We start from the raw sequence: 21,931 nt of genomic DNA, 5'->3' as shown, positions 1-21,931 counted from the left end.
GGAAGTTCAATATGGAAGAGCAGCTCAATATATTGCTCCTAGAAGACGAGCAGGAACAAAACCTTCTGGTTAAAAGTTGCCTGAAACAGGCTTTCCATGACAATCACCGTTATGACAAAGTCACCAGCCTTATTACAGGTGTTGAAAAGATAAAATTGGAAAATTACGATCTTGTTCTGTTGGATTACAAATCAACGGGTAAGGACGGTATAGAGTTTGTTAATCATGTGATTAATGAGCTCAAAATTATGGTTCCTATAATTTTTCTTTCTGACGAAAACAATCGCGAAGCCGATCTAAAGGCTATGGAATCAGGTGCTCAAGACTTTCTTTTAAAACAAGAACTAACGCCCTATTCCATCGAAATGGCTATCCGATATTCTCTCAAGCATAAAAAAGCCGAAGAGCATATTCAGTATCTAGCCTATCACGATGCTCTTACTGGCTTACCAAATAAAAATCTATTAATTGATCGACTTGAACGTACCTTGATCAGGTTCTCAAGACATCAACGCCACAGTGCTTTACTTTTTCTCGATTTGGACAGTTTTAAGATTATCAATGACTCCTTGGGACACTCTGTCGGTGATAATTTACTTATAGAAGTATCGAAACGCCTCAGCAGTATCTTAAAAGAGACTGCATCTGTGGCACGCCCCGGCGGCGATGAATTTATTATTCTTCTGCCGGAAATTTCGAAAAAGAAAGAAGATGCTGCTTTAAAAGCACAGCAGATCGCTGACGAAATCATTCATACACTAAGCCTACCATTTAAATTGGGGGACCACCTGTTACATATCGGTCTTTCTATTGGGGCTTCTCTGTTTTCAGGGAAAAATACCACCTGCGCAGATACCGTATTAAAACATGCCGACACAGCAATGTATGAAGCAAAAGCAGCTGGACGTAATACTATAAAGTTTTTCCAGGACGAAATGGAAAAGACAGTAAAATATAAGTTGGCTTTAGAAAATGACCTGCGCCAAGCTATACCAAAAAAACAGTTTGAACTTTATTACCAACCTCAAGTTTGTGTTAATTCAGGGAATGTCTTGGGGGCAGAAGCGCTTGTCAGATGGATACATCCAGAAAAAGGCCTAATCTCGCCACTTGATTTTATTCCGTCAGCAGAACAAAGCGGATTGATCCACCCCCTCGGTGCTCTTATCTTTAGGACTGCTTGCGAACAACTCCATAGTTTCCCGAAAATTCCCCGAATTTCTGTCAATATAAGTGCCAAGCAATTCCATGCACCAAATTTTGTAGAAACCATAGAACAGATCATCAAAGATACCAACATCAGCCCAGACAGACTTGAACTGGAACTGACCGAAAGCGCCATGTTGGCCGATATAGAAGAAACAGCATCCAAGATGAATGAACTAAAAAGCATGGGCTTTACGTTTGCTTTAGATGATTTTGGCACAGGCTATTCATCGCTAACTTATTTAAAGCAGCTTCCCTTTGATGTTCTGAAAATTGATCGCTCTTTTATTGCCAATATTATGGAAGATCCTGAACATGCCGGTATTGCAACCGCAGTTATTTCTCTTGGCAAAGCACTGGATCTTCATGTCGTTGGCGAAGGTGTTGAAACAGAAGACCACCTACATTTTCTAAAGCGCCAAGGAGCCCATTCTGCTCAGGGTTATTATATTAGCCGTCCCGTCCCTGCTGATCAGTTTATTGCATGGCACACCCAACGAATGACCGGGTAAAATATTAGGGTAAAATATTAAGGTAAAACATAACGATAGTATGTAACTAAACTTTCATCACGCCGATAATTGCATCATCGATTATATGATGCTATGACTGCACTCTTCAAAGCCTCTTTCCTCAAAATCATATTAGCTCAAAAATAATATTAGCCTCAAAATGATATTAGCCCCAAAATGATATTAGAAAGCAGTCAATGATTATCCCCAATCTCTTGGTAACTGACATAGAAAAATCCCTTAGCTTTTACAGAGACATCTTGGGAATGGAGCTTGTTGTTCTTGTTTCGCCTCAAAAAGATGTTTCTTTTGAAGGAAATGGTGCAGGTGCAGCTTTTGCGACACTGGAATGGAAAAACCAAAATAATAAAAACAACGAAGCCCAATCAGGCGGACAAATAATGCTTCAAACAGCGCAAAGTCTAGCCGATGAACTACCGATCTATAGTTCTGAAAACTCTCCAACCCCATCTGGAACAATCTATTTCCGTGGCTTATCGCCTGAAATTATCCTCAACAAAGTCCCTCAAAATATTATTGTAAAAGGCCCTTTGCAACAATGGTATGGCATGAATGAACTCTACCTTCGAGATCCAGACGGCTACATAATTTGCGTAGGCATCCCTATTGGAAACGCCCCTCAATAAGGCAAAACTCAACAAGTTTAAGATCAACAAAAAAAACATCCAGTGTGCAGATATTTCATATGACTAAACCTGTTCTTTTTATTCTAAAGATGCCGTTTGAAGATAAAGATCTTCCTTCAAAAAATAAAAGCGGCTGGTTTTGCACCCACTGTGCAATGATCGAAGGAGCACTTTCGATAAACCCTCATTGGCTTGATCATATTGAAGTTAGGCGCATTGATCATCCAAAACCAAGGATTGAAGTGATTGAGTATCTCGGCAAAGAAAATCAGTGGCTTCCGGTACTCATTATCGGTGATAAAAAAAGCCTGACCGACCCGAAAGAGATCACCGCATATCTGGCAAAACACTTTGGTGGGGCTGCTCCCCATCCTTAATTTAAATATTAATGATCAATATTGACGCCTTCTTTTCCTCGTGGCATAAATTTCTTGGCTTTATTTAAGCCTCCATGTTCGCGGAAAGGGCTGCGCCCAAAATTAAGTTTATGATCTATATAAACGATTTCCTAACCTGATTGGCGGACGCAGGTTGTTATTCAGAGGATAATCGTATGAATACCAAACCAGAATCAGATCTGGCGTCCCCGACGTTCCCCCGAACAATGTTCCATGGTTCTCTTAATTACGAGCAACAAAAAAAGCGCGCAAAAGAACTTTTAAAAGCATCCAAGAATCAAAATCAGACTGCTCGGGAAAAGGTCCAGGTAAAACTGAAACGTTTTCATCCCCGGTTTGCAAAAAAAGCCATAAATTCAAACGCGATAACACTTGCTGATTGTCAGTTGTGTATAGCCCGCGAAGCAGGTTTTCCATCATGGCTTCAATTAAAAGCGCATTGTGATCAGCTAAAGATAAAGCAAAACCAGATTAATTCAGGACATATTCCGGAACTTGATGACGTCAGTACTCTACATATACGCTGTGGATCTGATATCAAACACGGTTTAAAGATTGCCGGATTTAAGGGTGAGTTTCACGAATTCAGTGATCCTTTCTGCCAAGGCCCTATCCCTAAAGGCAACAGTCGCGAGCTTCTAAAGATAAGAGCCGATTTCATCTCTGATGCTTATGGCATTCCCTCGAAAGAAATTATCGCAAATCAAAAAATCGCCTATGAGAAACTGGATAAACTTTGGGATTATGAGCGGGTCGTTTTATGGTTCGAGCATGATAGCTACGATCAGCTTATTCTTGCCTTTTTGCTGAACCACCTTTCTTCACTTGTCTCTCGCCCCAAACTAGAGATTATTTGTGTAAATAGTGTACCGGGTGTGCCTGATTTTGTCGGACTTGGGCAACTCGCCCCTGAAATGTTAATATGGCTGTGGGAAAATCAGCGATCATCAATAACTGACGAACAACTCATGATGGGTGAAAGAATATGGGGTGCTTTAAAACAGGAAACGTCTCTGGATCTTGAAAAAATTATAGAAACCAGAACACCAGAACTTCCCCTCATGACCAATGCCTTAAAACGGCACTTAAAAGAGCTCCCCTCACATAAAAACGGTCTTGGCCTGACGCAGGAATTGACCCTTCGTATTCTGGCCGACAAAGGCCCCTTAAAAGGTAAAGAACTATTTGCAATCCTAATGCGGGAATACGAACCTCTCCCTTACCTAGGCGATTTGATGTACTGGTATGAGTTGAGCCAGCTCAAGAAATCAAAAATAGCCCTACTTCACACCGAAACAACACAAATACCTCAACCTTGGCCGGAACGATTGATTGGTATTACAGAAATTGGTCTAGATCTATTATCAGGAAAACTGAACTATCAGGACTTCATGCCCTCCACAAAATGGGTTGGAGGCATAAAAATCACGCCAAACTCCACTAAAAAGGCATAACATTTTACCTCTCTAATTAAAGCTGAAACCTCTGGCTATATTAGCCCCTTGTTAACAGATATCATTGTAAAAGAGGAATAACTATAGGTTTGATTGTCGCGAGAAGAGAGACCTTCTCTGAACCAATCTTTCTTATTAATCAATAAAAGTTACGATGAGGTTTCAGCTTTGCCACTTTCTGCTCGCATTACCAAAGGAAGTCACCAGTTTATCAAACTGGTCGTTGCCATATACGTTCTGCTTGCTTTTGCACTTAGCTTTAGCGTTATCACACAGGCCACAGCCCAATCATTAAAAAGAATTATTGTATTAGAAACCATGGCTGTTCCGGTTCTTCAAGATGCGACAAAGTGGTTCCGCCAGGGAATGAGTGACCTGGGTTATACCGAAGGGTCGAATGTTGAATATGTCATTCTCAATGCCGAAGGCAACATCGACAAAGCACACAGCTTGCTGGAAGCCGAGCTAAATAACCAAAAGCCCGACATGGTAATGTCTGTCGCAACACTGGCAACAAGGGCTACTCATAGCCTTCTCAAAGACAAAAAAATTCCCCAAGTATTTATTTTTGTCTCTTATCCTGATCAAGAAGGTTTTGTTAGTGCTGTTGGTCAAAAAACCGGTACCAATATGACCGGGAAAACACATATTGTCCCGCCAGCTGCCAAACTCGAAGTCGTCAAACAGGCATTAAAACCATTAACAGATAAATCTCCGCTGAGAATAGGGATCGTCAATTCCACCTATCCATCGGCTTTAAGTGAAACAGCTCAACTAATGGAAATTAACAAGCAAGTTAATGAATTGAGCTTTATTGATTTAAATTTTGAATACCAACCTGGTTCTGAAAACAGTGATGCCTTACGTGAGAGCGCATTAAAAATAATTGAAGGAAACCGCTCTGACTACGATGCTCTCTGGTTTGTTACAGGCCCCTTAGGGAATGATTCAGAGCTTTTTCAAATCTTGAACGAAAAAAATATCCCGGTGATCTTTGCCAACAACACAGCGGCAGTGAAATCCGGGGCCATGATCTCTATGGTATCCAATGCAGAAGTAAACGGCATTGCAGCAGCCGAAATGGTCAACCAAATCTTTAAAGGCACAAAAGCAGGCGATATTCCGGTTACACGCCCCAACAGTTATTTAGTCAGCATCAATGTGACAACAGCCACAGAATTGGGAACCGTTATTCCTTCTTCACTTTTAAAGCTCGCTGGCAAAAACATTTACCGATAGATACCTTGCATGAGATTATATCAAAAATATTTTTTAACCATGTTGCCAATCATTTTGATTTGTATTGGCTCTCTTGGTTTCTGGTCTTTCACCCACTCAAGAAATGCACTCTATGAAAGTGAAGAAGAAAATATGAACCTGCTTCTAAACGAAGCAGTGCATCATATCATTTCATCACGTCATGAATTGTTGGAACAAGCAGGCCTCACCGATATACCGGCATTCGTTCAATCCTATAAAGATGAAGTTTTCAAAGAACTGGACGATTTGGCTGCTGTCACAAACCGCCGGTATTTTATTATTTCCCAAGATGGAACCCCGATCTATTGCAGCGAGAGCAAAGATCCCAGTGTTCTTAAAGAATGGAGCGTGCTTGCCCTATCGCTCAAAGGACAAACCTTTGGATCTTTTCAAGTAAAAGATAATATCAATACGCTATATGCATCTTCCTCGTTTAATAAACCAAATTGGAACTGGGTCATTTTTGTGTCCCGCCCGGAAGCCGATGTTACACAACAGGTCTCGATCATTCAGCTTGTAACAATTGGCGTATCTCTTATTTCTATTCTTTTAATGGGTGGGTTACTCACTCTTATTACCCGCCGCCTTCTTATTCAACCCATTAATCACTTAAAAGAAGCTGCATCACAAATTTCCAAACAAGAACCGATTGATCATATTGATATCACATCCAATGATGAACTCGGTGATTTAGCTCGCGATATGGAGGGTATGTCCGAAGCAATTAAAAATAAAATCGAAGAAGTACAGGTTGCAAACAAAGCAAAATCAATGTTTTTGGCTCATATGAGCCATGAATTAAGATCACCTCTGAACTCTATTCTTGGTTATGCAGATCTTGCCCTTGGCAACAAAGATATTCAGGCCCTGCCCAAAGAAACACAGAACTACATCAAAACTATTTCCAGTTCAGGCAATCACTTAATGGATTTGATTGGTGATATTCTTGATTTCTCGAAAATCGAAGCCGGTGAACTTGTACTCGAAAAAAGTACCATGAGCTTAGCCGAGCTTATCGAAGAAACCAGTAGCATGATGGTTCTGGCCGCAAGGGAAAAAAATAACACCCTTGATGTCGTGCTCCCGGAAAATATTCACAGATGGGTCCTTGGCGATAGTGTCAGGTTGCGGCAAATCCTGATGAACTTCCTCTCAAATGCGGTGAAATTTACGACAAATGGCACCATCAAGCTAAGTATTACTCTAAAATCAGAAGATGAATTCACCCAAAAACTACGCTTTGAAGTGTCTGACGAAGGTATCGGTATTCCTGAATCTAAACAGACCTCTCTCTTCAATGCTTTTTCCCAAGCCGATGTATCAACAACCCGAAATTATGGCGGTACAGGTTTAGGTCTTGCGATTAATAAACAGCTTGTACTGGCTATGGATGGTCAAATCGGCGTTGATAGTGAAGTGGAAAAAGGTAGTACTTTCTGGTTCGAAGTTACACTGGACAAAGCTAAAGCACTCTACCAACCACAAGAAGAGATACCTGAACATGATTTGACAGATCTCAAGCTGCTGCTTGTAGAGGATATTAAAGTTAACCAGATCATGGCAAAAGCCCTACTTGAGAAAAGTGGACAAGCTGTGGATACAGCCGATAACGGCTTTGAAGCCATCGAAAAAGTAACAACCAATAATTATGATATCATCCTGATGGATATCCACATGCCAGAAATGGATGGCGTTGAAGCAACCAAGAAAATACGCTCTCTGACGGATACGACAAAATCGTCTATTCCCATCATTGCACTAACAGCTGATATCGAAGCCAGCAACCTAAAGGAATACATTGCGTGCGGTATGAACGCGACATGTTCAAAGCCCTTGAACATGGATGACCTGTTAAAAACCCTCAAACGCCTTGTTCATGAAAGATCAGCCAACGCAGCTTAGGAAACCTAAAACCCCAGAAACAACAAACCTCGTTGGTAAAAGCTTTAATCATGTGTTGAGTATAAACGAGAATGCTCTCTTTTCTGATATACATTCCCAGAAATAGAGAGCACTCAGAACATCTAAAAATACAACATTCCAATTACCTATAAAATCGCGGCGCTAATCCACATTCATCGCTCTTTTATTAGGACAAAGCTTTTCGAAGAGAAGCAAAATGTTCATCCCACCCCGCATCCAGCGACATGATCAAGTCCATAGCAGCTGCTTCCCCAGCTATGCCTTCAACTCCTTCGTGTTGGAGCGTTAACCTTGTCCCACAAAGAACTTCTTCCAATACCCAGGTGACTGTTGTCTGTGAATCGTTCAGTATAAAAGACCAAACCATTTTTTCAGGACCGTGCATTTCCAAAACACTGCCCCAACATACCTTTACCTTTTCACCATTGTCTCTGGTTAACATCAGTTCATAATCTTCACCCGCAGCCAAATCTGCTTTAGGCGGATGGAACCAAAGACCAATTTTGTCTCGCTCAGTTAGGAAAGACCAAACAGTTTCCCGGGTTGCGTTAAAGAAAACTGTTTTCGTGATTGTTGATGTTGTCATGATCTATATCTTTCCCTTAATTGATTTTCGCTTTGCTGCTTCAGCATCTTCCACAGCAGTTTTCAAAGCGCCCAGACGTTGATCCCAGAATTGGTTGAAATAACCGATCCAATCAGAAACGGCCGATAACCCCTGCGCTTCAAGTCGATTAATACGCTCGCGCCCTTGAACGTGAACCGAAATCAGTTGTCCCTCTTCCAGAATATTCAAATGTTTCTTTACCGCAGCCCGAGTTATCTCAAACCTATCGGTCACCTCACCGATGGTCATTTCCTGTCGGCTAAGATGCATCAAAATCTCACGCCGTGTCGGATCAGCAAGTGCCCTGAATGTTTCCTGTATATGCATTGTCGCACCTAACATAATACCTTATGGTATCATTTAATATAATACCTTTTAGTATCATGTCAAGAAAATTTATATGTGAAGTGAGATTAACTCGCTCTACCTCAGCCCGTAAAATTCAACAGGTTGGGTTTGCCCTCTGACAGTCGTCTCTCCGTGCAAGCATAAGTTTGGGGCAGTCAATTTTGTATGGGTATGTCCAGATACAAGAAGAGGTTGCCTCTTTTCTTTTGCCAAGGCTTCCAAACGGGCGGCAAGGTTCACTGCATCGCCATAAACAGTATAACTTTGTCGGCCACCACCGCCGACATTACCTGCAACAACAGATCCGGTATTAATGCCGATGCGAATAGACAATTTCTCCCCTGCAAAACCATCTTGTTCTACACGTTTCAACATTGCTTGCGCGGCATTTAAAGCATGTTCCGCATGCTTGGGATCTTCTAATGGTACATTAAAAATCGCAAGAATAGCATCCCCGTGGAAGGTCGCAACAATACCGTTATTTTCCATAATGATATCTGTCATTTCGTCAAAATAACGATTGAGAACATCAACTGTTTTTGCAGGTCCTAAACGCTCTGTCAGGCTGGTAAAGCCCACGACATCAGCAAAAAGAATAGTCGCCTCTCTTTCTAGCGGTGCCAAAAGCCCTTGATCGTTAATCATTGCTTCGACAATAGGTTCAGGTACAAACCGTCCGAATATCCCTGTGATAGATTGCCGATCTCGTTCTGCTGCCAATTTGTCTCTTAAGGTGTTTTGCGCTCTTTTCATCACGATTGCGATTAGCACCGATACGACCACCAGTATAATCGCTTCCTGAATACGGCTTCCCGTCGCACCAAATGCGGGGTCTAGAATAACACTTATCGCATCTTCTGCGGTCGGATTGGCGGGAACATCCCCCCAATCGAGAACACCACCATCCTGTTGCACGACCCAGGCATAGGCACTAAGCCATCCCGCAGCACCAATACCGCCAGCCCACAAAACAAGCCGTGGCGAAAAGCTAAAGGCCACAACGGCAACAATAATGAAATAGTAGGTTAGCAGTGGACTACGAAAAATCATTACCTGAGGTAAATCTGCGGTCTGGTAAAGCGGCTGTGTTGCAATTAAAATCGAGAGTATTGAAACATCAATGGCAACAAAGAGATACTTCACCCAGAACTTATCCCACCGTGTTCCAATTATCCAATGATGAACAAGCCCCAGAGAAATAAGAACCATAATAAGAATGCTAAATTTCAATGAAACACCCGGTAAGGCCAACCGAGACAAAACAAGCCAAATACCCAAAATCAACAAAGAAACTGACCGCCCGACAATAGCCAGCTTTAATCCGGCACTTTGAGCGTGATTAAACGTCTGATCCAAATCCGATACCAGATCGGGGGTATAACGGCTGCCTTTTGACACTCTTGATTTCCCTAATTCAAATCTGTTTAGTTACCCAGGAACAGTACATCCTCTTTTCACTATCTAGTCTAAGGCTAATTTTCCAGACAAAGGTAAGCATTTTATTTTCTATTTAAACTCAAAACCTACGAGCCATGCTTTTTCGTTGTCCATTTCCACAATAATCCCTAACTATTGAGAATATTAATACACACAACCAAACTGGCCCTTATGACTTCGCGTTTAAACATACCCTTTGATAACAGCTTTTCTGAACTGCCCGATCAATTTTACACACGGCAAGAACCTGTCCCCGTTAAGGCACCGAAGCTGATTAAAGTGAACAAAGACCTAGCAACACTGATGGGTATTGACCCTGCTGAGTTAGAAACAGATGCTGGTGTTCAGATGCTCGCGGGAAACAGCGTACCCGATGGTGCTTCTCCGCTGGCGATGGTGTATGCCGGGCATCAATTCGGCGGATGGTCACCGCGTCTGGGTGATGGGCGCGCTATTTTGTTGGGGGAAACCGTCGGGACTGATGGTATCCGCAGAGACATCCAACTAAAGGGATCAGGACGTACACCCTATTCCCGGGGTGGCGACGGACGCGCCTGGCTTGGTCCGGTTTTACGTGAATATATCGTCAGTGAAGCCATGGCAGCCTTGAACATTCCGGCGACACGTGCACTGGCCGCCGTTGAAACGGGCAACAAAGTCCTCCGCGAAGAAGGCCCTTTGCCCGGCGCCATTATCACACGGGTTGCCCAAAGCCATATCAGAGTCGGTACCTTTCAATATCACTATTCCCGTGGCGACAAAGACGCCCTGCGCACATTGGCAAACTATGTCATTGATCGTCATTATCCCGAAGCAAAACAAGCTCAAACCCCCTATCGCGCGCTTATTGAAATGGTGATGGACAGGCAAGCCAGATTGATTGCCAAATGGATGCAAGTTGGCTTTATTCACGGCGTCATGAACACGGATAATATGTCCATCGCGGGCGAAACCATCGACTTTGGCCCCTGTGCCTTTATGGATACTTATCATCCCGGCACTGTCTTTAGCTCAATTGATCACGCTGGCCGTTATGCTTGGGCCAAACAGCCCGGTATGGCACACTGGAATCTTTCACAATTTGCCCAATCCCTGCTCCCCATTTTGCACGAAGACGCACAAGTTGCCGTTGGCATTGGCCAGGAAACAATAGATGAATTTCAGGATATTTTTAGCGACTATTACTTCGAGGGTTTTGGCAAGAAATTCGGTCTTCTGACCTTACAAAATGGTGATCCAGATTTTATTGGCGACAGTCTCAAGCTCATGTCAGACAACGAAGTTGATTTCACTCTCTTCTTCCGTCATCTCACGGGCTTCGCCCGATCTAATTTAGGACTAGATGTAAACGACGAAAATCATAAAGAAAAGTTACTAGATCTATTCAAAGACCCGCAAGCCCTGACCAACTGGCTCCCGCAATGGCAAGCTCGACAAGATCAGGAAAAAACACCACCCAAAGAACGCCTCGAGATCATGCGCACATCAAACCCGATCTTCATCCCCCGAAACCATCAGGTCGAAGCCATGATCCAAGCTGCTGTTAGAGGAGACTATGCCCTCTTTGAACAGCTCCACAGTATCCTGTCAGCCCCCTTCGATGAACAACCTGAAAATGTTCTCTACGAACAGCCCCCCAAACCAGAAGAAATTGTCCATGCCACTTTTTGTGGGACATAAGCGCTTTTAATGATGTTCACCATCAACTGGATATATTTCCATTTCTAATCTTCCACGTTCCAAAACTTTCTTCACAACCATTTCCATATAAAACTTAATTCTATCAATCTCAGGAACTTTACCAAACCGTTCGGCAGTCATGGTGTCAGTCTCTAAATCAATAACCTCATACTCCATATAAAAATAATCTTCCCAAATTGTTACAGTTCCCATCCGATCTTTCGTTTCGAATTGTACAAGTGTCATCAAGCAGGGACAGTAACTAGGCTGAGATAATTGGAATTCAATATCAAGATACTCATCGATGATTTCCAGTTCATGGTTATACCGAGAGGAAATTATAATTTTACATCTGGGATATTTTTTCCTGAGGCTTTGGATCCAATCAACCACTCCCTCTCGAAACTTCAACATTTTAATTTTAGTCATCTATACGAAGTAACGAAGTTACTCACCAATAAAGCTCCAGGTATCCGCACCATCGAATTTGCGGACTTTAATACCTTCGATATCGCTACGGTCGAACAAACGTGCATTTACCGCCATTCGGGGTTCTGGGTATTTATCCGTCCCAATCCAGTGGGTGACACAGCCGCAGTTTTCACAGTGATGGAAGGCAATTGTTTCATCGCTATGTTTATAGGCTTTTGTTTCTCCGTTAGAATATTCAACCTTGATTTGATCCGGTGTTGAATAGGTCCAGAGCGCCCCGTAACGATGGCAGATCGAACAGTTACAGCTCAAAAGAAATTCCGGTTTTTCCTTGATCTTCAGGCGAACTGACTTGCAATGGCACGTTGCTTCCACTTGCTTTATCCCTGTTTTGATATGGTTATTCTGTATTTAGATAATTTGTTTGGTGCATTTTTATGCTTTGTTACAAGAAAGGTACTCAATTTTCGCAAGCAATTCACCCTGAAAATTAATATCCGCATTGCTCCAGAAGACCAGGGTAATTGCTTAACCTCTGTGTGCTTTACTTTCTCGGCTACACAACGTACAAGGACGCCAGCTTTTAAGTATTTATGGTGGACCTTTCTGATAGAGATAGAGGTTCCCATACATGTTACACCTGCCGCGCCTGTTCGTTAGCTATCCTTTTGATGGCCCTTGCCGCGCAGCCAGAAAATTGCCCAGAATATCCATATGGGATATTACGGCTTATTAATCAGAAAGATAAAAGATGTCCAACTCGGATAAGCCCGTCAACGACACTCCAGAAGAAGCCCCAAAAGAAAATAATCCAGTAGAAACCAATTCCTCGGAAACCATTTCCGAAGAAAACGATCCTGACGTTACAGCACAGGACCAGCAGTCCGAAACCCCGAATACGGATACGAATGCCGATAATAACGGTGATGTCACTGAGACTGAAACCAGTTCAAAGACAGAAACAAATACTGACACTGGTACTACTGACGAAGCCCCCGAACAGGCAGATCCTTTTGAAGGTGTTGCAGCACCACTCGCAAAAGCGCTCGCAAAAAAAGGCTATGCCAAACTAACACCTGTTCAAAAAGCCGTTCTAGATCCAGAGCTGGCGGATGCGGATGCCTTGGTTTCTGCGCAAACTGGTTCCGGTAAAACTGTTGCTTTCGGTATTGCGCTGGCTCCAACGTTGTTGGAAGGGCAAGACCATTTCAAACGCGCCGATGCCCCCTTTGCTCTTATCATTACTCCGACCCGCGAACTTGCATTGCAGGTAATGCGCGAGCTTGAGTGGCTCTATGGCGATACAGGTGCCCGAACAGCAACCTGTGTTGGCGGTATGGATATGCGCAATGAACGGCGTGCGCTGGAACGCGGTGCCCATATTGTTGTTGGCACACCCGGACGTCTTCGCGACCATATTGAACGCGGCTCCCTGAACATCAGTGCGCTGCGAGCTGTGGTTCTCGATGAAGCCGATGAAATGCTTGATCTTGGTTTCCGGGATGATCTGGAATACATGCTGGATACCACACCGAAAGAACGTCGTACTCTGATGTTCTCTGCCACTGTCCCACGCTCTATCGCCATGCTCGCCAAGCGTTATCAGCGAAATGCAGTGCGCATCAGCACCAAAGCCGAAGAAAAACAGCACAGCGATATCGAATATCGCGCCCTGACCGTTGCCCCTAACGACAAGGAAAATGCGATCATTAATCTGGTTCGTTATTATGAGCCGAAAAATGCGATTGTTTTCTGTGCGACCCGTGCAACGGTAAACCACATGACCAGTCGTTTTTCCAATCGCGGCTTTTCAGTGGTTGCCCTGTCCGGCGAGTTGAGCCAGAACCTTCGTAGCCATGCTATACAGGCGCTGCGTGATGGCCGGGCGCAAGTCTGTATTGCCACAGATGTTGCCGCGCGCGGTATCGACTTACCCGATCTGGAACTTGTAGTTCATGCCGACATTCCCAAAAGCCGTGAACCGCTGTTACACAGATCCGGCAGAACGGGTCGTGCGGGACGCAAGGGGGTTTCTGCTCTTATTGTACCTTTTAACTGGCGCAAGCGAACAGAACGTCTGTTGGAAAGTGCCAAGGTCCAAGCAACTTGGGCCAAGCCACCATCTGTTGAAGAGATTTTGCAGCGGGATCGCGAACGCTTCCTTGCCAATCCGACCCTGACCGAACCTGTTAAAGAAGAAGAACAGGCTTTCATCAAAGAGCTTATTGAAAAACATGGTGCTGAACAGATTGCGGCGGCCCTGATCCGAACACAAAGTGCCGGACGCCCTGCACCTGAAGAATTAATTGACCGTCCGGAAAGGCCATCACGAGAAAGAGATCGGGGCGGCAGAGATCGTGACAGAGATCGCGGACGTGATCGTGATGAAGATTACGAATACGGTAACGGTGGCAGACGCAACAACGCCCCCGGATCTCGTAAAGAACGGGTAGATTTCGAAGATGGCGTCTGGATTTCCATGACTGTCGGGCGCAAGCACACTGCCGATCCCAAATGGCTATTACCTATGGTTTGTCGCGCGGGCTGTATCACCAAAAAGGAAATTGGTGCCATCCGTATTCACATGGCTGAAACCCATGTAGAACTTACACCGAAAGGTGCCGAAAAATTCTTTGAGACCATTGGTGGCAGCAACCGGATTGAAAAAACCATTACCGTCAAACGCCTGGAAGGCGTTCCGGATCTGCCTGAAGATACCCTCGACGATAAAGACGGCCCAGGATACCACCGCCAGCCCAGAGAAAGCAAAAGAGGCGAAAGTAAAAAGCATAAACAAAAGCCGTTTCGGGATAATTTCAACCGAAGCGACCGCAGTAAAGAATACAGCCGCCGTGCAGCCGAAGGTAACGATTTCAAAGATCGTGATGATAAATCTGGCGACAGAAAACCCGAAGACCAGAAATTTGGGGATAAACCTTACGGCAAAAAGAAATTTGGTGACCGTAAGGCTGGTGAACGGGATTACGCAAAGAAAGATCACAATCCCAAAGCTAAAACCAAGTTCAAAGGCAAATTTGGCACCGATGGCAAGTTCCAAGGCCCTCAGGATGATAGCGGGAAAAAACCTTGGTTTGACGACAGCTCTGATAGCAAGCGTAGCGAAGGTGATAGCACCAAACGTGGCAAGAGTGACAAAAAGCCATTTGGCAAAAAACCTTTCCGCGATAACGCCAAAGGTCCAAAGTCAAGTGCAAAGCCCTTCAAGGGTAAATCAGGAAAACCAACAAGCGATAAAGCAGGTGCATCCACACTAAAACGGAAAAAAGCACCTAAAAAGGACTGATTATCTAAAGTCAGTCCCCCCACCTTTATCTGCTTAAATAATACAGGAGCTACAATTTTTATTGTGGCTCCTTTTCATTTTAATGTTTTCTCTCCATATTAAAACACAACCTATCATTAATAGACCATCTAAAAACAATACATTTAAGGGCACCCTTATTGACAAAGGAATTTAAGACGTGAGCATTCAAACTGGCCGCACAGCCATTCTCGTACCCATGGCAGAATCTGATTACCCGATCTGGCGCGACCACGGTATTAAAACCTACGCCGCAGACAAAGCACAATCAGGCTACAGCCCTGAAAATGCTTTGAAGCTATCAGAAGAGTCATACACAACAGGCTTACCAAAGGGATTAAACACGCCGGACAATTACATTTTCACAATTATGAATTCGTCGGAACAACCCGTTGGAACTCTTTGGTTTGCGGTAAAAGAGCATTACGGAAAAAAGACTGCATTTATCTATGACATTGAAATTAATTTGGCTGAACGTGGCAAAGGCTTAGGTAAAGCCACCATGCTCGCCCTGGAAGAAGAAGTGAAAAAACTCGGCATTAACAAAATTGGCCTACATGTTTTTGCCTTTAACAAAACCGCGCACGCGCTCTATGCCTCGCTTGGCTATAAAACCACCGATATCAACATGGAAAAAGCTATCTAGCAGGAGGAAAACCATTTAGTTGAAAGCTCATTATTTATCTCAATGGTTTTATCTCGAGAGATTCATCCAAGTAAATCTTCAAGTACTTCAAAAATTTTGGGGTTCTGTGATTGAGCCGCATTAAAACGGACATAATTATCCGCGGACTGTGTTATACTAAAAACGCTGCCAGGGGCCAGAATGATATCACGGGCCAAAGCACGTTGGGCCAGGTCAGCAGCATTCACCCCTTTGGGTAGTTCACACCAGAGAAACATGCCCCCACGCGGTTCAATCCAGGGTTTGATACCAAGTTTTGTCAAACGTGCAGCTGTCGTGCCCATTGTATCGGCTAACTTTGTTTTAAGCGCGTCAAGATGTTTGCGATAGCTGCCGTCTTTTAGAACCGACAGCACAAGCTCGGCAGAAAAATGTCCTGCCCCAAACGACGTGGCGATGCGCAGATCAACCAAACCATCTATCCAATCTGGTCGGGCAATAATATAACCACAACGTACAGAAGCCGAGAGCGTTTTAGAGAAACTACCGATATGAACAACTCGCTCTAACCCGTCAAAAGCTGCATAACGCGGGGCGTGTTCATGCTCCAGATCCGCAAAGATATCATCTTCGATAATTGTTAGATTGTGTTGTTCAGCAAGCTTTAGAACCCGGTGAGCAACAACAGGTGACAATGTTGCCCCGGTGGGGTTATGCAGACCAGAGTTGGTAATATAAAGCTTTGGTTTGTGCGCAATCAACGCTTGCTCGAACGCCGCAACATCAGGTCCGTTCGGGGTAAAGGGAACAGAGATAACGTTGACACGGTGCGCTCTTAAAAGCGCATGAAAGTTAAAATAACAGGGATCATCAACAATGACGCAATGCCCCGGTTCCAACAAAAAGCGACACAGTTGGTCAATTGCCTGAGTACCAGATCCCGTGAGGATTATTTGATCCGGGCTGGCGTCGATACCATACCCCCCTGCCCGTCTGGCCAGAAAGTGCCGTAGTTCTGACAACCCCAACGGCGACCCATATTCAGTCAAGATTGCATCATTTGCCCGTGACAAAGATCTCAGCGCCTTGCGAATAGCCACCTCTGGCATCCACGACGGTGGCATCCAGCCACAGCCCGGTTTCAAAAAATCTCCTCCGGCCTCAAGTGACTGACGCGATACCCACAAGGGATCAACTTCACGGTCGAGTTTTGGACCGATTTCCGCCAGTGACAAAGGTGCCAACTGTCCCGCCACATAAAACCCGGATCCCGGACGCGATATAATCGTCCCCTCGGCTGACAATCGATCATAGGCTTCAACAACGGTCGATTTGGAAACCTGCATATCTTCAGCAAAACGCCGGATAGAGGGTAACCTGGATCCGGGCGCAAGCGTACGTCCCGCGATCCGTTGCCTGATCGCCTCCATTGTCTGTTCAACCAGGGTCGTTTCTTCTGCCAACATCGTATCTGTACCTATTCTGTAACCAGTACAGTTTAATTAAACTGTACCTAACCGTATCTGGTACAGTTTTCTTTAGCAACCTACATAAGTATTGAGACCGGGTAACACCTTTATCACCTTCAATTCCATTTCGGCCCGGAATTCCGTACGGGCCAATAAATGACAGAAAGTTAGAATTATGAAGAACATAAACAAAGGCTGGATATACGGCTTTATCGGCATGACAATTTTCAGCGCTTCCCTGCCTGCAACACGTGCCGCAGTTGGTTCTTTCGATCCTGTCTTTCTGACATTGGCCCGGGGGTGCATTGCCGGGTTACTCGGCCTCACGCTTCTCTTTCTATTCAAAGAAAAACGCCCACAGACAAAAGACCTGCTTTCCCTCTTAATCGTGGCTCTTGGTGTTGTTATTGGTTTTCCACTTCTCACCGCCTATGCTCTGGAACATGTTACAGCCGCGCACTCGACAGTTTTTATTGGCTTGCTCCCCCTTGCCACAGCAATTTTTGGTGTTCTTCGGGGAAATGAAAAACCGCAGGCAGTATTCTGGTTATTTTCATTATTGGGATCGGCCTTGGTCGCTGGATACGCTCTTATTGAAAGCGCAGGATCATTCAGTCTCTGGGATCTGTTGATGTTTGCCGCAATTGTGCTCTGTGGACTTGGCTATGCCGAAGGCGCAAAACTATCTCGTCGATTGGGTGGGTGGCAGGTTATATCCTGGGCGCTTGTCCTCTCGCTCCCGCTAATGCTTCCAATTACTTTCTATACAATGCCTGACAATTTTGCAGATGTAACAACACCATCCTGGATAGGTTTGGCTTATGTTTCTCTCTTTAGCATGCTGATCGGCTTTATCTTCTGGTACCGGGGTTTGGCCGAAGGCGGTATCGCCTCTGTCGGTCAACTGCAACTGCTTCAGCCCTTTTTCAGCCTGATACTCGCTACCCTTCTTTTAAACGAAGCAGTGAATGCAACCATGATGACCGTAACTTTTGCTGTTGTTCTCTGCGTCGCCGGGGCGAAACGTTTTGGGCAGGGTAATACTCTGGCAAGCCAGATATCTAATAATCAGGTATCGACTGATCCGACAGCGTCCAATCTGGCAAATATCAATACAACAAAGTAGGATCCCAAATGTCTGCTTTTCAAGATATCCTCCCCCACCTCTCGACTATTACGGTTTCCTACATCGCTTACCTCGTCGCTACGATCAGCCCCGGGCCTGCTAATCTTGCTATTATGTCAACGTCCATGAGTGAAGGCCGTAAACCTGGTCTGCTTTTGGCTTCTGGTGTAATCATCGGGTCTTTGACATGGGGAATATTAACAGCAGTCGGCCTTTCCAGCCTTCTGTCTTCTTATGCATGGTTGATGACAGCGCTGCGCATTGTTGGTGGCTTGTATTTGTTATGGCTTGCTTATAAATCGCTCAAGTCCGCATTCGGATCCCAGGCACCAAAGGCTATGAAAACAGGTAACAATCGCAGTCACCTCCAATACTTCCTGCTTGGTCTCTGCATTCACCTGACAAACCCCAAATCCATTTTTGCCTGGATATCCATTATTGCCATTGGCATCAAACCGGATGCACCTGCCAGTGTATCTTTTATCATTGTTGGCGGGTGTATTCTGTTAGGTGTTCTTGTGTTTGGTGGCTATGCGCTGGCTTTTTCTACTCAAAAGATGATCTCGCTATATAAATCATTCAGACGCTGGATTGAAGGCACAGCCGCCTTGATTTTTGGTTTTGCCAGCTTCAAGCTACTGACTCTGCGATAGAACTCCAGAAGATAAAGTTATTAGGCAAACTTCATCTGAAAAACATATATAACGACTTGAAACAACAATCACTCCATGAGAAGAGAAATGATCCTTTATTTCTTATGGAGTGATCAATAATGCCCTGGGTGTATCTGGTTCTGGCGGGTATTTTCGAATGTGGATGGGCCATCGGCCTCAAATACGCTGATGGCTGGTCCAAACTTGTTCCCTCACTTTTGACCATTGCTGCAATGGCGCTAAGTTTCTGGCTGTTATCTGCTGCAATGAAAAGCATCCCCGTGGGGACAGCTTACGCCGTCTGGACAGGTATAGGAACGGTTGGGGTTGCCATTTTAGGAATGGTGCTCTTTGGTGAGAGCCACGATATTATGCGCATTATATGTTTGCTTCTTATCGTATCAGGCATTGTTGGGTTAAAAGTCTTTTCACCAACATAAAATTTATTTCCCAGTATAAAATCCGCTTCAATGTAGATGGTGAAATTAGACACCCATAAACACGCATAAATTGAAAACAAATATAAAATTAAACCAAAAATTTATCTTTACCTTATACAAAAAGGCAAACGTGAGCATACTTTTCTGCCAAAGTGATACTAAACGCACCAAATTTGTCAAAAATTAAACTTATATTAACATTGTTGCATACAATAGTATGCGTAAATCAAATGTAAAAATAAGATAAGGTTTGATAAATGACCAGCGATACTATCAAAAATCAAGAGACAAAAGTCTCATTACCCCTCAGTTCTTCGCCCGGTAATTTTTTCACAAACATGAAAGTCGGAAGGAAGATAGGGCTGGGTTCGGCTCTCACCCTCTTCCTTCTCGCGGTTGTTGGTTTTATTTCTTACTATGGCACGTCTCAAGCCGAAAAAAACTTTTCTGAATATCGTTCATATGCCCTGCAAACCAATCAGATGGGGCGTATTCAAGCCAACCTCTTAACCGCAAGACTTTTTGCGAAAGATTATATTAAAACGAACAAAGATTCATCTGCTGAGAAGGTTTCAGAACGTATTCAGACAACAGTAGATTTAATCGAAAGTTCTAGTGATCTATTCACTCGCCCAGAAGCTGTAAAGCTGATGAAACAAGCCGAAGAAGACATGCTTACCTATCAAAGTTCATTTCAACAAGTAAGAGAATACGTGAACGATCGGAATGAACATGTTGAGAAAATGAACACCATTGGACCTCTTTCGGAAAAAAGCCTGACACGTATCATGGAAAGTGCTTATGAGGACGGCGATGCTTCTGCCAGTCATATGGCTGGTGTAACGTTAAGACACTTATTGTTAGCTCGGCTTTATGCAACCCGTTATCTCGTCGATAATACAGATGCGAGTGCAGAACGTTCTATATCTGAATTAACAAGCTTCAATACTACAGCTGATAAAATGCTTCAGGAGTTAGAAAATCCTGCCCGCCAAAAGTTAGCTCAAGAAGTAAAGGATCTCGCCAGTCAGTATCTTGTCACGTTTAAAGAGACCGTTGAGATTATCAACAATAGAAACGCCATAATTACAGGAACCCTTGATGTTATTGGCCCTGCCCTTGCTGATGAAACAGAACAGCTAAAATTACAAAACAAAGCGCTTCAGGATGAACTAGGTCCTAGAGCAGTGAAATCTATGGGTGAAACAGTGATGATTACTGCGATCATTTCTATCGGTGCTATCATCATCGGCATAGTTCTGTCATTTTTCACAGGACGCATGATCGCTGGCCCAGTTAACAACATGACTTCTGCTATGAACAATCTTGCTGACGGAGATCTAGAAACTGACATTCCAGCAATTGGGCAAAAAGACGAGATCGGTAATATGGCAGAAGCTGTTCAGGTCTTTAAAGATAATGCAATTGCAGTGAAAAAAATGCAGGCCGAAAAAATTGCGCAAGAACAGCGTTTAGAAGAAGAAAATAAACGCCGAACACAAGAAATGGCAGATAAGTTCGAAAGCAGTGTCGGATCTATTATCAGTACCGTATCTTCTGCCGCCACAGAGCTACAACATACGGCTCAATCAATGTCTTCAACAGCAGACGAAACAAATACGCAGTCAAATGCAGTTCGCTCTGCTTCAAAAGATGCCTCAGCAAATGTCCAGACTGTTGCGTCAGCGACAGAAGAACTCTCTGCGTCTATCGGAGAAATTAATCGTCAGATTGAGGAATCCACAACAATTGCACAAAAAGCAGTTAAAGATGCAGATACCGCAAATGAAAATGTGAAGGGACTGTCAAACGCAGCACAAAAAATTGGCGAAGTTGTTGGGTTGATTTCTGACATCGCAGAACAGACCAACCTGCTAGCGCTAAACGCTACAATAGAAGCCGCAAGAGCAGGAGAAGCAGGAAAAGGTTTTGCTGTTGTGGCTTCCGAGGTCAAATCCCTTGCAAATCAGACAGCAAAAGCAACCGAGGACATTTCAATCCAAGTTACTCAAATGCAAAATGCAACAGATGGTACTGTGAATTCTATCGAAGGAATTACTGAAATCATCAAAAGCATAAGTACAAACACGACATCTATTTCTGCGGCAATAGATCAACAAACAAGTGCGACACAAGAAATATCAAAAAATGTGCAGGAAGCAGCAGTCGGAACTCAACAAGTTTCAACCAATATAACGACGGTTCAACAAGCAGCTGAACAAACCGGAGCATCTTCAAACGAAGTATTAGAAGCCGCAGGAGAACTTTCGAAACAATCAGAAACACTTAGAGCCGAAGTTGATCACTTCATCCAAGGGCTAAGAGCTTCGTAAGCAAAAGAGTCAACAGGCCAAATTATTAGTCCGAATTTGGCCTGTTAATTTTCAATATG

Annotated in this window: 19 protein-coding genes; 13 read left to right on the top strand and 6 right to left on the bottom strand. The window is 44.0% G+C overall.

Features of this window, described 5'->3' with window-relative positions; all coding sequences use genetic code 11:
• Positions 1-11: 11 nt before the first annotated feature.
• The 6 genes from WH96_RS06195 to WH96_RS21220 all read left to right on the top strand — a co-directional run bounded on the left by WH96_RS06195 (position 12) and on the right by WH96_RS21220 (position 7,379).
• Entirely contained in the window at positions 12-1,718 is a 1,707-nt protein-coding gene (locus WH96_RS06195; RefSeq protein ID WP_047763203.1) for an EAL domain-containing response regulator, read from the top strand.
• A 197-nt stretch (positions 1,719-1,915) separates the two neighbouring features.
• The gene (locus WH96_RS06190) at positions 1,916-2,365 is read left to right on the top strand and encodes a VOC family protein (protein ID WP_047763202.1); all 450 of its coding nucleotides are present in this window, start codon (positions 1,916-1,918) and stop codon (positions 2,363-2,365) included.
• 59 nt (positions 2,366-2,424) lie between these two features.
• Positions 2,425-2,742 carry a DUF3088 family protein gene (locus WH96_RS06185; RefSeq protein WP_047763201.1) on the top strand — a complete coding sequence of 106 codons (318 nt, stop codon included), beginning with the start codon at positions 2,425-2,427 and terminating at the stop codon, positions 2,740-2,742.
• Positions 2,743-2,918: 176 nt separating this feature from the next.
• Positions 2,919-4,217 carry a DUF1835 domain-containing protein gene (locus WH96_RS06180; protein WP_053005734.1) on the top strand — a complete coding sequence of 433 codons (1,299 nt, stop codon included), beginning with the start codon at positions 2,919-2,921 and terminating at the stop codon, positions 4,215-4,217.
• Positions 4,218-4,385: 168 nt separating this feature from the next.
• Positions 4,386-5,456, top strand: coding sequence for an ABC transporter substrate-binding protein (locus WH96_RS06175; RefSeq protein WP_156176715.1), 1,071 nt, complete (start codon positions 4,386-4,388; stop codon positions 5,454-5,456).
• Positions 5,457-5,465: 9 nt separating this feature from the next.
• Complete coding sequence (locus WH96_RS21220; RefSeq protein ID WP_053005733.1) at positions 5,466-7,379, top strand: ATP-binding protein; 1,914 nt, start codon at positions 5,466-5,468, stop codon at positions 7,377-7,379.
• A 187-nt stretch (positions 7,380-7,566) separates the two neighbouring features.
• On the opposite strand, the gene WH96_RS06165 is transcribed toward WH96_RS21220, so the two are convergent.
• From WH96_RS06165 to WH96_RS21215, 3 genes are all read right to left on the bottom strand, one after another.
• On the bottom strand, positions 7,567-7,986 hold the full coding sequence (locus WH96_RS06165; protein ID WP_047763199.1) for an SRPBCC family protein: 420 nt from the start codon (positions 7,984-7,986) through the stop codon (positions 7,567-7,569).
• A 3-nt stretch (positions 7,987-7,989) separates the two neighbouring features.
• A complete protein-coding gene (locus WH96_RS06160) occupies positions 7,990-8,334 on the bottom strand; it encodes an ArsR/SmtB family transcription factor (protein ID WP_047763198.1) in 345 nt (114 codons plus the stop codon).
• 96 nt (positions 8,335-8,430) lie between these two features.
• Entirely contained in the window at positions 8,431-9,753 is a 1,323-nt protein-coding gene (locus tag WH96_RS21215; protein ID WP_053005732.1) for an adenylate/guanylate cyclase domain-containing protein, read from the bottom strand.
• Positions 9,754-9,963: 210 nt separating this feature from the next.
• Between WH96_RS21215 and WH96_RS06150 the strand changes: the two genes are divergently transcribed.
• A complete protein-coding gene (locus WH96_RS06150; RefSeq protein ID WP_047763197.1) occupies positions 9,964-11,472 on the top strand; it encodes a protein adenylyltransferase SelO in 1,509 nt (502 codons plus the stop codon).
• Between the two features lie 6 nt (positions 11,473-11,478).
• Here WH96_RS06150 and WH96_RS21920 read toward each other — a convergent pair whose 3' ends face one another.
• Positions 11,479-11,685, bottom strand: a complete 207-nt coding sequence (locus WH96_RS21920; protein ID WP_156176714.1) for a hypothetical protein — start codon at positions 11,683-11,685, stop codon at positions 11,479-11,481.
• A gap of 234 nt (positions 11,686-11,919) precedes the next feature.
• Positions 11,920-12,279, bottom strand: a complete 360-nt coding sequence (locus WH96_RS06140; protein ID WP_047763195.1) for a GFA family protein — start codon at positions 12,277-12,279, stop codon at positions 11,920-11,922.
• Between the two features lie 376 nt (positions 12,280-12,655).
• Here WH96_RS06140 and WH96_RS06135 point away from each other — a divergent pair, with 376 nt between their 5' ends.
• Together WH96_RS06135 and WH96_RS06130 are read left to right on the top strand one after the other, a co-directional pair.
• Complete coding sequence (locus WH96_RS06135) at positions 12,656-15,208, top strand: DEAD/DEAH box helicase (protein ID WP_082130360.1); 2,553 nt, start codon at positions 12,656-12,658, stop codon at positions 15,206-15,208.
• A gap of 178 nt (positions 15,209-15,386) precedes the next feature.
• Positions 15,387-15,872 (top strand): GNAT family N-acetyltransferase, encoded by a 486-nt coding sequence (locus WH96_RS06130; protein WP_082130359.1) that lies wholly within the window; start codon positions 15,387-15,389, stop codon positions 15,870-15,872.
• 62 nt (positions 15,873-15,934) lie between these two features.
• Here the strand turns inward: WH96_RS06130 and WH96_RS06125 are convergent, their stop codons facing one another.
• Positions 15,935-17,317: an aminotransferase-like domain-containing protein gene (locus WH96_RS06125; protein ID WP_047763194.1), complete on the bottom strand. Its 1,383-nt coding sequence runs from the start codon at positions 17,315-17,317 to the stop codon at positions 15,935-15,937.
• A gap of 178 nt (positions 17,318-17,495) precedes the next feature.
• Here WH96_RS06125 and WH96_RS06120 point away from each other — a divergent pair, with 178 nt between their 5' ends.
• The 4 genes from WH96_RS06120 to WH96_RS06105 all read left to right on the top strand — a co-directional run bounded on the left by WH96_RS06120 (position 17,496) and on the right by WH96_RS06105 (position 21,872).
• Positions 17,496-18,446: a DMT family transporter gene (locus WH96_RS06120; RefSeq protein ID WP_082130358.1), complete on the top strand. Its 951-nt coding sequence runs from the start codon at positions 17,496-17,498 to the stop codon at positions 18,444-18,446.
• An 8-nt stretch (positions 18,447-18,454) separates the two neighbouring features.
• On the top strand, positions 18,455-19,099 hold the full coding sequence (locus tag WH96_RS06115) for a LysE family translocator (RefSeq protein WP_047763193.1): 645 nt from the start codon (positions 18,455-18,457) through the stop codon (positions 19,097-19,099).
• A gap of 119 nt (positions 19,100-19,218) precedes the next feature.
• A complete protein-coding gene (sugE, locus tag WH96_RS06110) occupies positions 19,219-19,539 on the top strand; it encodes a quaternary ammonium compound efflux SMR transporter SugE (RefSeq protein WP_047763192.1) in 321 nt (106 codons plus the stop codon).
• Positions 19,540-19,796: 257 nt separating this feature from the next.
• Positions 19,797-21,872 (top strand): HAMP domain-containing methyl-accepting chemotaxis protein, encoded by a 2,076-nt coding sequence (locus WH96_RS06105; RefSeq protein ID WP_053005731.1) that lies wholly within the window; start codon positions 19,797-19,799, stop codon positions 21,870-21,872.
• Positions 21,873-21,931 lie beyond the last annotated feature (59 nt).

This window comes from Kiloniella spongiae (assembly GCF_001026905.1).
Taxonomy (GTDB): domain Bacteria; phylum Pseudomonadota; class Alphaproteobacteria; order Kiloniellales; family Kiloniellaceae; genus Kiloniella; species Kiloniella spongiae.
This window is presented reverse-complemented; position numbering and strand designations above follow the sequence as displayed.

Bases quoted from the DNA above. Each gene is read 5' to 3' on its own strand.
- WH96_RS06195 (WP_047763203.1), top strand. From the start codon at position 12: ATGGAAGAGCAGCTCAATATATTGCTCCTAGAAGACGAGCAGGAACAA.
- WH96_RS06190 (WP_047763202.1), top strand. From the start codon at position 1,916: ATGATTATCCCCAATCTCTTGGTAACTGACATAGAAAAATCCCTTAGC.
- WH96_RS06185 (WP_047763201.1), top strand. From the start codon at position 2,425: ATGACTAAACCTGTTCTTTTTATTCTAAAGATGCCGTTTGAAGATAAA.
- WH96_RS06180 (WP_053005734.1), top strand. From the start codon at position 2,919: ATGAATACCAAACCAGAATCAGATCTGGCGTCCCCGACGTTCCCCCGA.
- WH96_RS21220 (WP_053005733.1), top strand. From the start codon at position 5,466: ATGAGATTATATCAAAAATATTTTTTAACCATGTTGCCAATCATTTTG.
- WH96_RS06165 (WP_047763199.1), bottom strand. From the start codon at position 7,986: ATGACAACATCAACAATCACGAAAACAGTTTTCTTTAACGCAACCCGG.
- WH96_RS06160 (WP_047763198.1), bottom strand. From the start codon at position 8,334: ATGCATATACAGGAAACATTCAGGGCACTTGCTGATCCGACACGGCGT.
- WH96_RS06150 (WP_047763197.1), top strand. From the start codon at position 9,964: ATGACTTCGCGTTTAAACATACCCTTTGATAACAGCTTTTCTGAACTG.
- WH96_RS21920 (WP_156176714.1), bottom strand. From the start codon at position 11,685: ATGGGAACTGTAACAATTTGGGAAGATTATTTTTATATGGAGTATGAG.
- WH96_RS06135 (WP_082130360.1), top strand. From the start codon at position 12,656: ATGTCCAACTCGGATAAGCCCGTCAACGACACTCCAGAAGAAGCCCCA.
- WH96_RS06125 (WP_047763194.1), bottom strand. From the start codon at position 17,317: ATGTTGGCAGAAGAAACGACCCTGGTTGAACAGACAATGGAGGCGATC.
- WH96_RS06120 (WP_082130358.1), top strand. From the start codon at position 17,496: ATGAAGAACATAAACAAAGGCTGGATATACGGCTTTATCGGCATGACA.
- WH96_RS06115 (WP_047763193.1), top strand. From the start codon at position 18,455: ATGTCTGCTTTTCAAGATATCCTCCCCCACCTCTCGACTATTACGGTT.
- sugE (WP_047763192.1), top strand. From the start codon at position 19,219: ATGCCCTGGGTGTATCTGGTTCTGGCGGGTATTTTCGAATGTGGATGG.
- WH96_RS06105 (WP_053005731.1), top strand. From the start codon at position 19,797: ATGACCAGCGATACTATCAAAAATCAAGAGACAAAAGTCTCATTACCC.